Source organism: Herminiimonas sp. CN (assembly GCF_000622895.1).
In the GTDB taxonomy this organism is placed as follows: Bacteria; Pseudomonadota; Gammaproteobacteria; order Burkholderiales; family Burkholderiaceae_D; genus AVCC01.
Map to the genome: position 1 here is coordinate 24774 of NZ_AVCC01000030.1, position 12910 is coordinate 37683.

At 58.9% G+C, this 12910-nt stretch carries 13 protein-coding genes; 6 read left to right on the forward strand and 7 right to left on the reverse strand.

Annotated features, from left to right (window positions below; translation table 11 throughout):
• Positions 1-21: 21 nt before the first annotated feature.
• Both secD and yajC read right to left on the reverse strand, forming a co-directional pair.
• Positions 22-1881, reverse strand: coding sequence for a protein translocase subunit SecD (gene secD, locus HMCN_RS0108610; protein WP_025917006.1), 1860 nt, complete (start codon positions 1879-1881; stop codon positions 22-24).
• 94 nt (positions 1882-1975) lie between these two features.
• Positions 1976-2353 carry a preprotein translocase subunit YajC gene (yajC, locus tag HMCN_RS0108615; protein ID WP_081801458.1) on the reverse strand — a complete coding sequence of 126 codons (378 nt, stop codon included), beginning with the start codon at positions 2351-2353 and terminating at the stop codon, positions 1976-1978.
• A gap of 250 nt (positions 2354-2603) precedes the next feature.
• Between yajC and HMCN_RS18635 the strand changes: the two genes are divergently transcribed.
• Positions 2604-2963, forward strand: coding sequence for a hypothetical protein (locus tag HMCN_RS18635; protein ID WP_193366402.1), 360 nt, complete (start codon positions 2604-2606; stop codon positions 2961-2963).
• Positions 2964-3053: 90 nt separating this feature from the next.
• Here HMCN_RS18635 and tgt read toward each other — a convergent pair whose 3' ends face one another.
• A complete protein-coding gene (gene tgt, locus HMCN_RS0108625; RefSeq protein ID WP_025917008.1) occupies positions 3054-4193 on the reverse strand; it encodes a tRNA guanosine(34) transglycosylase Tgt in 1140 nt (379 codons plus the stop codon).
• Positions 4186-5220 (reverse strand): tRNA preQ1(34) S-adenosylmethionine ribosyltransferase-isomerase QueA, encoded by a 1035-nt coding sequence (gene queA, locus HMCN_RS0108630; protein ID WP_025917009.1) that lies wholly within the window; start codon positions 5218-5220, stop codon positions 4186-4188. Before queA ends, tgt begins: the two co-directional genes overlap by 8 nt.
• Positions 5221-5380: 160 nt before the next feature.
• On the opposite strand from queA, the gene recG reads away from it, so the two are divergent.
• Positions 5381-7573 carry an ATP-dependent DNA helicase RecG gene (gene recG / locus HMCN_RS0108635; protein ID WP_025917010.1) on the forward strand — a complete coding sequence of 731 codons (2193 nt, stop codon included), beginning with the start codon at positions 5381-5383 and terminating at the stop codon, positions 7571-7573.
• A gap of 107 nt (positions 7574-7680) precedes the next feature.
• Here the strand turns inward: recG and HMCN_RS0108640 are convergent, their stop codons facing one another.
• Entirely contained in the window at positions 7681-8763 is a 1083-nt protein-coding gene (locus HMCN_RS0108640) for an FUSC family protein (protein ID WP_025917011.1), read from the reverse strand.
• A gap of 305 nt (positions 8764-9068) precedes the next feature.
• Here HMCN_RS0108640 and HMCN_RS0108645 point away from each other — a divergent pair, with 305 nt between their 5' ends.
• The 3 genes from HMCN_RS0108645 to HMCN_RS0108655 all read left to right on the forward strand — a co-directional run bounded on the left by HMCN_RS0108645 (position 9069) and on the right by HMCN_RS0108655 (position 10611).
• Complete coding sequence (locus tag HMCN_RS0108645; RefSeq protein WP_025917012.1) at positions 9069-9818, forward strand: SDR family NAD(P)-dependent oxidoreductase; 750 nt, start codon at positions 9069-9071, stop codon at positions 9816-9818.
• A gap of 73 nt (positions 9819-9891) precedes the next feature.
• A complete protein-coding gene (locus HMCN_RS0108650) occupies positions 9892-10089 on the forward strand; it encodes a DUF3079 domain-containing protein (RefSeq protein WP_025917013.1) in 198 nt (65 codons plus the stop codon).
• Between the two features lie 21 nt (positions 10090-10110).
• On the forward strand, positions 10111-10611 hold the full coding sequence (locus HMCN_RS0108655) for a hypothetical protein (protein ID WP_025917014.1): 501 nt from the start codon (positions 10111-10113) through the stop codon (positions 10609-10611).
• 292 nt (positions 10612-10903) lie between these two features.
• Here HMCN_RS0108655 and HMCN_RS18275 read toward each other — a convergent pair whose 3' ends face one another.
• Complete coding sequence (locus HMCN_RS18275) at positions 10904-11812, reverse strand: RelA/SpoT domain-containing protein (RefSeq protein ID WP_051566867.1); 909 nt, start codon at positions 11810-11812, stop codon at positions 10904-10906.
• Positions 11779-12066: a hypothetical protein gene (locus HMCN_RS19215; RefSeq protein WP_155837494.1), complete on the reverse strand. Its 288-nt coding sequence runs from the start codon at positions 12064-12066 to the stop codon at positions 11779-11781. Before HMCN_RS19215 ends, HMCN_RS18275 begins: the two co-directional genes overlap by 34 nt.
• Before the next feature lie 338 nt (positions 12067-12404).
• Between HMCN_RS19215 and HMCN_RS0108665 the strand changes: the two genes are divergently transcribed.
• Positions 12405-12905: an RDD family protein gene (locus HMCN_RS0108665; protein WP_025917015.1), complete on the forward strand. Its 501-nt coding sequence runs from the start codon at positions 12405-12407 to the stop codon at positions 12903-12905.
• The last annotated feature ends 5 nt before the right edge of the window (positions 12906-12910 follow it).

A 12910-nucleotide genomic window follows, 5' to 3' on the forward strand; every position in this document is an offset into this window, starting at 1 on the left:
CTCCTGGCCGGCCTGCGCGGTTCAATGTTCCGGCTTCCAGATCTGCCCGATCGACAGGCTGGTCAGCTTCTTCTTGCGGCCGTACCACAGGTTGGCCAGGCCGCGCGAGACGAACACCGACGAGAAAATCGAGGTCACGATGCCGATGCAATGCACCACCGCGAAGCCGCGAATCGCGCCGGAACCGAAGATCAGCAGCGCCAGGCCGGCGATCAGCGTGGTCACGTTGGAGTCCAGAATGGTGGCCCAGGCCCGGTCGAAGCCCATCGCAATCGCCACCTGCGGCGAGTGCCCGGCGCGCAGTTCTTCGCGGATCCGTTCGTTGATCAGCACGTTGGCGTCGATCGCCATCCCGAGCGTGAGCGCAATCGCGGCAATTCCGGGCAAGGTCAGGGTCGCCTGCAGCAACGACAGGATCGCCACCAGCAACAGCAGGTTGGTCGACAGGGCCAGCACGCTGAACAGGCCAAACAGCATGTAATACACGGTCATGAAAGCGGCCACCGCCAGAAAGCCGTACATGGTCGAGTCGAAGCCCTTCTTGATGTTTTCGGCACCGAGCTGCGGGCCGATGGTGCGCTCCTCGATGATTTCCATCGGCGCCGCCAGCGAACCGGCGCGCAGCAGCAGCGCCAGGTCGCTGGATGCTTCGGACGAGCCTTCCCCGGTGATCTGGAAGCGCGCGCCGAGTTCATCCTGGATGGTCGCCACCGTCAGCACTTCGCCGCGGTTCTTCTCGAACAGCACGATCGCCATCGATTTGCCGATCTTGCCGCGGGTGGCGTCGCGCATGCGGCGCCCGCCGTCGCCGTTCAGGTCGACGCTGACCGACGGCCGGTGATTCTGATCGAAGCTGGCGCTGGCGCTGGAGATATAGTCGCCGGTAATGATCGGCTCCTTGTACAGCACCACCGGCGCGCCCTTGCCGACCTTGAACAGTTCGGAGCCGAACGGGATCGCGGCGGTTTCTTCGGTGCCGCGGGTGACCGTTTCATCGACCATCCGCACTTCCAGCGTGGCGGTGCGGCCGATGATGTCCTTGGCGCGCGAAACGTCCTGTACGCCCGGCAACTGCACCACGATCCGGCTGGCGCCCTGGCGCTGGATGATCGGCTCGGCCACCCCGAGCTCGTTGACGCGCTTGGACAGGGTCGTGATGTTTTGCTGCACGCCGTCATCCAGGGTCTTCTTCAGCGCTTCCGGCTTCATGCCCATTGCCAGCTTGAGTTCGCTGCCGCTGCCGCTGGCGCTGAATGTTAGTTCGCCCAGTTGCGAAGCCAGCTCGTTCTGCGCCTTGTCCAGCGTGGCCTGATCGCGGAACTGCAGCTCCAGCGTATCGGCGCTGCGGGTCAGGCCGGCGTGACGGATGTTCTTGTCGCGCAAAATGCTGCGCACGCTGGCCTGCAAGCCCTGCAGGCGCTTGTTCAGCACCGCCTTGGTGTCGACTTCCATCAGGAAATGCACGCCGCCGCGCAAATCGAGGCCGAGGTACATCGGCATCGCATGCAGGCTTTGCAGCCAGCCGGGCGTATTCGGCAGCAGGTTGAAGGCGACGATGTACACCGGATCCGCCGGATCGGTATTGAGTTCTTTTTCCAGCAAGGCCTTGGCCTTGAACTGGGCGTCGGGATCGGCGAAGCGGGCGCGCACTGAACCCTGATTGCCGACCGCTTCGAAGGCCACGCCGCCGGTCGCCATGCCGCCGGTTCGCAGAATATGCTCGACCCGCGCAACCAGGCCGGCATCGACCTTGATGGTGGCTTTGGCGCTGCTGATTTGCACTGCGGGTGACTCGCCGAAGAAATTCGGCAATGTATACAAAACGCCGAGCACCAGCGCAAAGGCGATAACAAGGTACTTCCAGAGGGGATAGCGGTTCATATTGATTCAATGTTCAGGGTTGGCCGCCGGGCAGAATGGCCTGGGAGACTTGAATGGCCGGTGCCGCTCGTTGCGCGCACCGGCACACGCAGCATCAAATCGATTTGATCGTGCCTTTTGGCAGCAGTGTGGCGATGGCCGCCTTCTGGATCACGATTTCGGTACCGCTGGCGATTTCCAGTGTCACATAGGCATCGGTAACCTTGGCAACGCGACCCAGCATGCCGCCGCTGGTGACCACTTCATCGCCCTTGGCGATGGCCGCCATCATGGCCTTCTGTTCTTTCTGACGCTTCATCTGCGGGCGGATCATCAGGAAATACATCACCGCAAACATCAGGATGATCGGCAAAAAACTGGTCAGGTTGCTACTCAAGCCCAAGGCCTCTGCCGGGCCTGCTTGTGCAAATGCATTGGAAATAAACAAGACGTACTCCACTGGGTTGTTATAAACAGGCAGGCATTTTAGCATTCGGAAATAGGTTTTCCGGTGCGCCATCCTGCAGCGACCGGAGAAACCTGCGCCGGAGCCTGACAGGGATCCGGCAGCAAATATATACAGCCTGCTGTATTTTTTAACGCCGCAATGAATTCAAGCAATAAATCGATTATTTTAAAATATACCCCGCCAGTATCCATTATTTGATGGAGCCTCCGGCGCATCCCGGGATAAACCGGCAGGATTGCGCGCCGCAGTAACACTGGGTCCGGCCGTTGCCCGCTTGAAAATTATTTGCAATCGCTGTCAACCGGGCCCGGAAGCGCCGCGTTATCGGCAATACGTAGCGATTGTCTACGGACCCAACCAAAAGGAATTTAGCATGAACAAACTTATCGCCACCCTGATCGCCGCTACTTTCGCAATGGGCACAGCCTTTGCAGCTACGCCAGCAGCTCCTGCAGCTCCTGAAGCACCTGCTGCTGCAACCGCACCAGCCGCCGCACCAGCCGCACCAGCCAAAGCAGCTGCGAAAAAAGCAACCCACAAAAAGGCCAAACGCGCCAAGAAAATGAAGCATGCAGCGGCGAAAAAAGCAGCAGCAGCTCCAGCGGCAGCGCCAGAAGCAGCGCCAGCTAAATAATTAAGAAATAAAGCTCGACTGCAAAAGCCCGGGGCCGCCTAGTTTTCAACAAACTGGCGGCCCGGGCTTTTTATATTGAAAATTGCAGGATCAGATCCCGCGCGCGCGCTCGGTTTTGAAGCGCCGCACAAACGCCGGGAATTGCTGCGCATCGATCGCCGAGCGCATCTCGCGCATCAGCTGCAGGTAATAGTGCAGGTTGTGGATGGTGTTCAGGCGCGCGCCCAGGATTTCGCCGCTGCGGTGCAAATGGTGCAGATAGGCGCGTGAAAAATTGCGGCATGCATAGCATTCGCAGGTCTCGTCCAGCGGCAACTCGTCTTCCTTGTAGCGCGCATTCTTGATCTTGATGTCGCCGAAACGGGTAAACAGCCAGCCGTTGCGCGCATTGCGGGTCGGCATCACGCAGTCGAACATGTCGATGCCGTTGGCCACCCCGGCCACCAGATCCTCGGGCGTGCCGACCCCCATCAGGTAGTGCGGCTTGTGCACCGGCAGCTTCGGTCCGACGTGCGCCAGCATGCGCATCATGTCCTCCTTCGGCTCGCCGACCGACAGGCCGCCGATCGCGATGCCGGGAAAATCGATTTCCTCCAGCCCGGCCAGCGATTCGTCGCGCAGGTGCTCGAACATGCCGCCCTGGACGATGCCGAACAGCGCGTTCGGATTCTCGCCCTCGGTGAATTCGTTTTTCGAGCGTTGCGCCCAGCGCAGCGACATGCGCATCGACCTGGCCGCCTCGTCGACGGTGGCCGGACGGCCGTCGATTTCATACGGCGTGCATTCGTCGAACTGCATCACGATGTCGGAGTTCAGCGCGCGCTGGATCTGCATCGAAATTTCCGGCGACAAAAACAGCTTGCTGCCGTCGATCGGCGACGAGAACTTCACGCCATCCTCGCTGATCTTGCGCATCGCGCCCAGCGAAAACACCTGGAAGCCGCCGGAATCGGTCAGGATCGGCTTGTCCCAGCCCATGAAACGGTGCAGGCCGCCGAACTTCTTCAGCACCTCGACGCCCGGCCGCAGCCACAGGTGGAAGGTATTGCCGAGGATGATCTGGGCGTCGATCTCCTTCAGCTCGACCGGCGACATCGCCTTGACCGAGCCGTAGGTGCCGACCGGCATGAAGATCGGGGTTTCGATCACGCCGTGGTTCAGGGTCAGGCGGCCGCGGCGGGCCGCGGTCTGGCCGCTATCGTCGGTCTTGATGAGTTTGAAATCAAGCATGGTTTTTTGTGGTCAGAAGCATGGCATCGCCGTAGCTGAAAAAACGATAGCGCTGGGCGATCGCATGGGAATAAGCGTTGCGGATGGTGTCATAACCGGCGAAGGCCGAGACCAGCATCAGCAGCGTCGATTTCGGCAGGTGGAAATTGGTGATCAGGCGCGTCACCGTCTTGAAAGTGTAGCCGGGCGTGATGAACAGCGCGGTATCGGCGCTGCCGGCTTGCAAAGTGCCGCTTTGCGAAGCCGACTCCAGCGCGCGCAGGCTGGTGGTGCCGACCGCGACCACGTCGCGCCCGGCGGCCTTGGCCGCCTGCACCGCGTCCACCGTGGCCTGCGAAATGGTGTACCACTCGCTGTGCATCTGATGCTCGGCCAGGTTCTCGGTGCGCACCGGTTGGAAGGTACCGGCGCCGACGTGCAGCGTCACGAACGCGAACTTCACCCCCTTGGCGCGCAACAGCGACAGCAGCGCATGGTCGAAATGCAGGCCGGCGGTCGGCGCTGCGACCGCGCCTGGCGCCTTCGCATATACGGTCTGGTAACGGGCTTCGTCGAAGGCGTCGGCAGTGTGCTCGATATACGGCGGCAACGGCAACCGGCCGTGCGCGTCGATCAGTTCGAATACGTCGGATGGAAAAGTCAGCTTGTAGAACTCGCCGGAGCGCAGGCCGACCGCGACGTCGAAGGCGTCGGCCAGGCGGATGCCGCTGCCGATCGCCGGCGACTTGGAGGCGCGGATCTGCGCCAGCACCGTGCGGTTGTCGAGCACGCGCTCGATCAGCACCTCGACCTTGCCGCCGGTGATTTTCACGCCGAAGAAGCGCGCTTTCAGCACCCGTGTATCGTTGAACACCAGCAGATCGCCGGCAGTGAATTGATCGGCGATCTCGGCAAACTGGCGGTCGATCAGGGTCTCGCCCTCGACGTGCAGCAGGCGCGAAGCGGTGCGCTGCGGCAGCGGCGTTTGCGCGATCAGCTCCGGCGGCAGCGCGAAATCGAAATCGGATAGGGAGTAAGTGGCTTGCATGCGTTCTAGCTTCTAACAATGGGACTGGCAACATGACCGGCGAAGCGCCAAAGCACTGTATTAAATTACAGCCTTATTGCCGTGCAAAGCGCAGTTCGTTTTACAATAAGCGCAGGAAAACCCGCTATTTTACGCTTTAGAGCCAGATTCAAGCCCGATCATGCCGACACCCGAGCAAAACCCTGATGTTGCGACGCCTGCCGCGCACAGCGAAAGCGCACCGGTAGCAGCGTCAGCAGCGAAAAAAAAGACCGCTGCGGCGCCAAAGAAGCCCGGCAAACTGGCGGAAAGATTCGCCAAGTTCGGCCTGCGCAGCGGCATGGATTTCGTGCTGCACCTGCCGGCGCGCTATGAAGACGAAACCGAGATCGTCACTATCCTCGAAGCGGCAGCGCGCTTTGGCCAGCCGTCGCAGGTGGAAGGCATTGTCACCGGCTGCGAGGTGCAGTTCAAGCCGCGCAAGCAGCTGATGGTAACCATTGCCGACGACAGCGGGCACCAGCTGCTGATGCGCTTCATCAATTTCTACGGCAGCCAGCAAAAGCAGATGGAGATCGGGCGCCGCATCCGCGCCCGCGGCGAGGTCCGGCACGGCTTCTTCGGGCCGGAAATGGTGCACCCGGGCTTCAAGCTCGTCACTGCCGGCGCGCCGCTGGCGCAGGCGCTGACGCCGGTCTATCCGGCCGGCGAAGGCCTGTCGCAGGCGATCCTGCGCAAGGCGATCAACGAAGCGCTCAATCGGGTGCAGTGGCGCGACACCCTGCCGCCGCTGTGGCGGCAGCGGCTGGAGCTGATGGAGTTCGAGCCGGCGATCCGGCTGCTGCACAACCCGCCGCACGACATCGACCAGTACACGCTGACCGAGCGCACCCATCCGGCCTGGGAGCGCATGAAGTTCGACGAATTGCTGGCGCAGCAGTTGTCGATGAAACGCGCGCAGGCGGCGCGGCGCGCGGTCGGCGCGCCGAAACTGGACATGGTCGGGCAGCTGTCGAACGCGTTCCTGATGACGCTGCCGTTCGCGCTGACCGGCGCGCAGCAGCGGGTGCTGGCCGAGATCCGCGCCGACCTGCGGGCCGAATACCCGATGCAGCGCCTGCTGCAGGGCGATGTCGGCAGCGGCAAGACGGTGGTCGCCGCGCTGGCCGCCGCGCAGGCGATCGACAGCGGCTTCCAGGCCGCGCTGATGGCGCCGACCGAAATCCTGGCCGAGCAGCATTTCCGCAAGCTGGCCGGCTGGATGGAACCGCTCGGCGTCAGCGTCGCCTGGCTGACCGGCAGCCTGAAGAAGAAGGAAAAAGCCGAAGCCCAGGCGCTGATCGAATCGGGCGCGGCGCAACTGGTGGTCGGCACCCATGCGCTGATCCAGGACACCGTGCAATTCGCCAATCTGGGCCTGGTGATCGTCGACGAGCAGCACCGCTTCGGCGTCGGCCAGCGTCTGACGCTGCGCAACAAGGGAACCACCGCGAATGGCACGGCAGCATCAGCCGACTTGCCAGCAGGTACCGGCCCGGCGCTGCCGCACCAGCTGATGATGTCGGCCACGCCGATCCCGCGCACGCTGGCGATGACCTATTACGCCGACCTCGAAGTCTCGGTGATCGACGAACTGCCGCCCGGCCGCACCCCGATCGTCACCCGCGCGATCGATCAGAACCGGCGCGAGCAAGTCATCGAGCGCATCCACGCCGCCGCGCTGGAAGGGCGGCAGGTGTACTGGGTCTGCCCGCTGATCGAGGAATCGGAAGCGCTGGAGCTGCAAACCGCCACCGACACCCACGCCACGCTGGCCGAAGCGCTGCCGACCTTGCGCGTCGGGCTGGTGCACGGGCGCATGAAGCCGGCCGAAAAGCAGGCGGTGATGGACGCCTTCATCCGCAACGAAACCCAAGTGCTGGTAGCCACCACCGTGATCGAAGTCGGGGTCGACGTGCCGAATGCGTCGCTGATGGTGATCGAACACGCGGAACGCTTCGGCCTGTCGCAACTGCACCAGTTGCGCGGCCGGGTCGGGCGCGGCGCGACGGCCTCGGCCTGCCTGCTGCTGTATCAGGGCCCGCTGGGCCCGGTGGCCCGGCAGCGCCTGCTGATCATGCGCGAAACCACCGACGGCTTCGAAATCGCCCGCAAGGACCTGGAAATCCGCGGTCCCGGCGAATTCCTCGGCGCGCGCCAGTCGGGCCAGGCGATGCTGCGCTTCGCCAATCTGGAAACCGATCAATGGCTGGTAGAAAAAGCGCGCGACGTCGCCCAGTTCCTGTTGCAGGATAAATCAGAAGACAGCGCCCGTATCGTGCGCGCCCATCTGGCGCGCTGGCTGGGATCGAAGGAAGATTATCTGAAGGTGTGACATCAAAAGGAGCCCGGCAGCGCGACTACCGCACCGATATCGAGGGAATGGCGCTCTGCAACCATGATTTATGGCGGGCAGCAACGTCTGCGATACCGCCAAACCGTTCATGGCACAAGACGCGACGGAATCAGGCGCCGGATTTGGCGACCCACCACATCCCTAAAGCGCGGGCTATGCAGGCAGATACCGCCGACAAGGCCGACGAAGCACCCCAGCACAGTATCGAAAAAACGCGCCTGGACCAGTGTCGTCGGCGAACCCTGCCCCAGCGTGGCCGCTTCTGCCAGCAGCAGCGTCAGCGGCGTGATGAAGATGGCCGCGAAGGCGTAGTGCCGCACCACCGTGTACTCGACCACGAAGGTCAGCACCATCATCGTCAGCGAGATGCTCCATTTGTCCAGCGGCAGCAGCAACAGCCCCCAGGACAGCAGGAGGCCGATGCCGGTGCCGAGCACGCGGTGCAGTTGCTTGTTCCACACCGCACGCATCGACGCGCCCTGGATCACGGCCAGGCAACTCACCGGAACCCAGTAGGATTTCTGCAAATGCAGCGCCTGCGCCGCGGCCAGCGAAATGCCGACGAACACGCCGATCACCACCGAATCGAACACCACGAAATCGAAGCTCGGCGACGGCAACAGCGCCACCGGCTTCGGCGCCTGCAGCCGCAACATATGAATGCTATAGAAAAACCCGATCAGGCAGGCCAGCAGGCTGCCCATGGTGATCAGGCCCACCATCAGCGGCAGCTGCAATACCGCCACCGGCGAATAGGCCCCGATCGACGCCGTCATGATGAAAAACAGGCTGCCCGGCGGCCCCAGGACGTAAAAGCGGCAGACCATCGTCACCAGGATGGCGATAAAGGCCAGCACCAGCATCATTACCGGCGCAAAGAAGTGGCTCATCAGCCCCAGCGCATAGCAGGCGCTCATGCCAAACGCGCACGCCATCACCGATACCATCCGGTGATGCAGCGGCGTGCTGGGCAGATACAGGAATACGAGCCCGCCGAGCGACGACACCAACCCGTAATCCATCCGATTGAAATACGCGCCGACCAGCAGCGGCAGGCCCGAAGCAAGCGCCGCGGCGAACGGCATCTGCCATAGCCGGTCACTGGCGTTGATCGTCGTCAGGTGGCGCAATTCTTCCCGCAGCAGCGACCGCAACTTATTTAAGCGCATCAATTGAGTGCCTTTCCGATGTGTCCATTACGCGCTTCGGGCGAGAGACCGGCGCGAATGGGGAATTTTACCAAGATAAACGCTTGGAAACCGCATGCGCAGCGTCAGTCCGGCAGTGCCCCTGCCTGCGCCAGGCCGGCCGCAGGCAGGGGGCACATATCCGATTACGATGTGAATGCCCGGCTTTCGACATGCCGGCTGCGGCAAAATACAGCCGCACATCATAAGATATATTTTAAATGAATCTTATGCTAGAGTAGCGATCGATGGCACCGCAATGCAAACAACTTTTTTCGGGAGTGCAGATGAAACGATTGGAAGGCAAGATTGCAGTGGTAACCGGGGCGAGCAGCGGTATCGGCTTCGCGATTGTTCAACGCTTTGTTGCCGAAGGTGCGAAGGTTGTCGCTTTTGCGCGCAATCGCGACCGCCTGCACGCACTGGAAGCGGCCCATCCGGGCCAGGTGATCGCAGTGAGCGGCGATGTCACCCGGCAGGAAGACTTGGAACGCCTGCTCAAGACCGCAGTGGATACTGTTGGCGCAATCGATATCCTGGTGCCGAATGCCGGCATAGCCCGCGTTGTTTCCTTTGAGGACAGTACGGCAGACGCATTCGCGGCGCAGTTTTCGGTCAACCTGTTCGGCGCCGCCGAGACAGCGCGCCTGTTTGTACCGCACATACGCAAGGGCGGCTCGATCCAGTTCATTACGACCTTCCTGACCCAGGTGGGTTTCCCTGGACTGGCAATCTATAGCGCCAGCAAGGCGGCGCTCAAATCCCTGTCCCAGACACTGGCCGCAGAACTCGCGCCCAAGGGCATACGGGTGAATTCGATCGCGCCGGGCCCGATCGCCACTCCCCTGTGGGGCTCGGTCGGTCTGCCGCCCGAGGTACTCGGCGCAGTCGCGGAAAAGATCACTGCGCGATTAATGCCAGGCGCATTCGGCCAGCCCGAAGACATTGCCGAAACCGCCGTTTTCCTGGCTTCGGACGCGGCGAAAAACATCTATGGCCAGGAAATCGTCGTCGATGGCGGATACACCGTCGGTTAACGCGTTGATTAACGGATAAACGCCTCCCGGCCGATAGGCCGGAACGCCACCAATCTGCAGCAGGTCCCTTGCCATGGCAAAAAAATTTCCCGTGAATCCGGAGCATCCCGAGCGAATCTGCTGGGGATGCGACAAGTACTGTCCGGTCGACTCACTGGCCTGCGGCAACGGCTCCGAGCGCACGCAGCACCCGGTTGAGCTGTTCGGAGAGGATTGGCTCGAATGGGGCATCGACGCTGGCGCAAAACCGGCAGAGCCTGCGGGCAACTGACGCTCGCTCGTTCAGGCTGGCGTGGAACGGCGGCTTGCCGCCGGCAGCGAAGGCGTGCTAATCACGATCACGAAAGACGCCTATAAGATAGTGACGCAACTCAAGCCCCCGGGCTTTCGCAGGACCTTGCATGAGTTGCGTTTTCTGAAAAAGGATCTGCAGCGCCTGGCCAGCACGCTCAAGCGCGAGACCGAGCCCGTCAAAATTGCGGCAGCAACAGAATCGCGGAGCGGCATCAGCCGGGAACAGGTGCTGACGGCCTTTGCCGGCCTGCTGAAAATCGATCTGGAGCAGGCCCTTGGCAGCGGCGGCGGCATCTTCGGCGACGAGGGCGCAAGGGTGAAAGGCAGCGCCAGAAAGGCAAAAAACAAGGCGCTGTGGAACCCGGTCACGCTGGCGCTGGGATTAAACGATGTGTACCGTGTCCCCATCCCGCACCTGAAAAGAGCTTTCAATGCGCATGATTTTTTGCACCCATGGGCTGCGGAATGGAACCAGACCCTGGCGCTGCTGGGCAAATAAGACGCCGGTGCTGCAGGCGTTCACGGCTTTTTGTGCCATGGTCGGGCCGGGCGCCATCATTGGAAAACGCAGATGCATAGAACCGGCCATTTTTCACCGTCAATCTTACCAATGAAGGTCGAAATATTGGGCTGATGACGGACGGTAATTGGCCAAGAGAAGATAATCAGCATCGGATGCTAATTGGCTCCCCAAATCAGACAAATCTGGGCAATGGTTGGTTGCTCTTACTTTTCAATAATGCATATCAGGTAACTATCATCTTCCGAAAAACGCGGACCTTACCAAATATCTATTCATCAAAACGTGCTTCATAAATGAATTCATATTCGCCAGCAGGAAGTGGTTCTTTATATGAGACAGCTCTCATATTGATATTAAAATCATAGGTTGTTCCTGTATTGGCAGAAAGCACCATCATGCCTTCATCAAAATAACTAGGGCTTTTCTTTAATTTGACACTAATAGTGGGAACCCCACTCATCACTGGATTAAATTTTCCAGTTCCGGTTGCTATTGGGGTGTCTCTGAGTACTGTTATCTTAAGAGTTCCCGTATTAAAATTATTAGTTGGATTTCCCGTGACATTCTGAGTAACGGATACAGTCTTTTTGACTATGTTGCTTAGCGCATTGGGAAAATTTCCACCAAAAAACAGTCCTTGCACCTGCTCTACAAACATATTTTCGTCTGCAGTTTTTGCTTCCAGAATTTTGTTGTCGAATTGGCTTACAGCATCTGCAAGCGATAATACGTACCCTCCCATATCATCCGCACTACCAGCCAGTCTATTAAATATTTCTAGATAACCACCAATAAGCGCATTATCCGAAAAGTTTGGATATCTAACTTTGTGGTCAATCTCACTCCACCCCTCTTCAAAAATTGTTCTTATCTGTATTTCACAGACCACTGTTAGCTTTTGAGGCTTTGATTCAGCTACAAAATGGATGGATCTATAACCTTCCTGATGCTCTTTAACTTCAAAAGTGTTCTCTTTGAATTTACTTATAAGCTCGCTGCTATCGCCTTTTCTAATAAAGGCAACTGGAGTTTCAACTAAATTAAAAGTGTCGCCAATTGATTTGCTAATGGCAAAGCAATCATTTTTAAATAAATGAAGAACGCGAACGCCAATCAAATCTGTCACTTTTTCAAAATAATTATCTATGCTGATATCAGCATATTTTTGGTATTCCATCTGCTTTTTTTCTTTACTATTTTTGCTAACAAGTGCTCCGTAGCTTTTACGCGCCAGCGCACGGAATGAACATCATTAAATTTTTGTATTATTTTTGTAATGTATTCTGCAACACTCTCAAGGTTTGATAATTCATTCTCATGTTTTTTTCCTATGGCCTTTAGGATTTCCCAACTAATGTCAGCTTGCTGCCATCTATTGTTGGTAATACGATTGTTTTTCAAAAAATCATCAAAAGACAAGCTGTCGATCATTTACGACCCCAATTTATGGAAATTGATGCCCCGTGAAAGTAACACGGGGGTCTATAAATACAACTCATAAAAACTTAATAAATAGCCAATCAAGTTACCACAAGTTTCCTTAAAGATACAGACTGCAAACATGCGGTTTTGAAGTTCAGCAGCCGACTATGCGGAACGTGGGTAAGCCTCGCTGTCTTTTTGGATGGAGATGTTGGGCTGATACAGCGTTAGTCCAACCTACACACTGCGGGCGAAGGGCAATTCCTCGGGCGATGCGGCGAGGCGGCCTGGAAACATGATGTGGCATCATCGGTAAACACGATTCCTCAACCACATGGATTTCACCAATGAATGATGCTTCCGAACTCGAATATGTCGGATTCTGGGCCAGGGCCTGGGCCAGCCTGATCGACAGCGTGCTGTTGCTGGCGGTGATCCTGCCGCTGCTGTTCGCCATTTACGGGCGGGAAAATCTGGCCGAGGGCGTCACGCTGAGCGGGCCGGCGAACTTCTTGCTGTCCTATTTGCTTCCGGCCGTGGCTGTCATCGCCTTCTGGAGCACCAAACATGCAACGCCGGGGAAAATGGTGATTGGCGCCCGCATTGTCGACGCCAAAACCGGCCAGCCGCCCAGCTTCGGCCAGCATCTGATCCGCTACCTGGGGTATTTCGTTGCAACGATACCGTTCTGCCTCGGCCTGATCTGGGTCGGGCTCGACAAGCGCAAGCAGGGATGGCACGACAAGCTGGCGGGCACGGTGGTGGTGCGCCCGAAAAAAAAGAGGCACGGCAGCGGTGCGCTTCGAATGATCTTCAAACGCATGTGCGTCAGCTGCCGGCAGCAATAAAAAAA

What these genes read in the sequence shown, in the direction of transcription:
- secD (WP_025917006.1), bottom strand. Translation starts at nt 1,881, where the DNA reads ATGAACCGCTATCCCCTCTGGAAGTACCTTGTTATCGCCTTTGCGCTG.
- yajC (WP_081801458.1), bottom strand. Translation starts at nt 2,353, where the DNA reads ATGCTAAAATGCCTGCCTGTTTATAACAACCCAGTGGAGTACGTCTTG.
- tgt (WP_025917008.1), bottom strand. Translation starts at nt 4,193, where the DNA reads ATGCTTGATTTCAAACTCATCAAGACCGACGATAGCGGCCAGACCGCG.
- queA (WP_025917009.1), bottom strand. Translation starts at nt 5,220, where the DNA reads ATGCAAGCCACTTACTCCCTATCCGATTTCGATTTCGCGCTGCCGCCG.
- recG (WP_025917010.1), top strand. Translation starts at nt 5,381, where the DNA reads ATGCCGACACCCGAGCAAAACCCTGATGTTGCGACGCCTGCCGCGCAC.
- HMCN_RS0108640 (WP_025917011.1), bottom strand. Translation starts at nt 8,763, where the DNA reads ATGCGCTTAAATAAGTTGCGGTCGCTGCTGCGGGAAGAATTGCGCCAC.
- HMCN_RS0108645 (WP_025917012.1), top strand. Translation starts at nt 9,069, where the DNA reads ATGAAACGATTGGAAGGCAAGATTGCAGTGGTAACCGGGGCGAGCAGC.
- HMCN_RS0108650 (WP_025917013.1), top strand. Translation starts at nt 9,892, where the DNA reads ATGGCAAAAAAATTTCCCGTGAATCCGGAGCATCCCGAGCGAATCTGC.
- HMCN_RS18275 (WP_051566867.1), bottom strand. Translation starts at nt 11,812, where the DNA reads ATGGAATACCAAAAATATGCTGATATCAGCATAGATAATTATTTTGAA.
- HMCN_RS19215 (WP_155837494.1), bottom strand. Translation starts at nt 12,066, where the DNA reads ATGATCGACAGCTTGTCTTTTGATGATTTTTTGAAAAACAATCGTATT.
- HMCN_RS0108665 (WP_025917015.1), top strand. Translation starts at nt 12,405, where the DNA reads ATGAATGATGCTTCCGAACTCGAATATGTCGGATTCTGGGCCAGGGCC.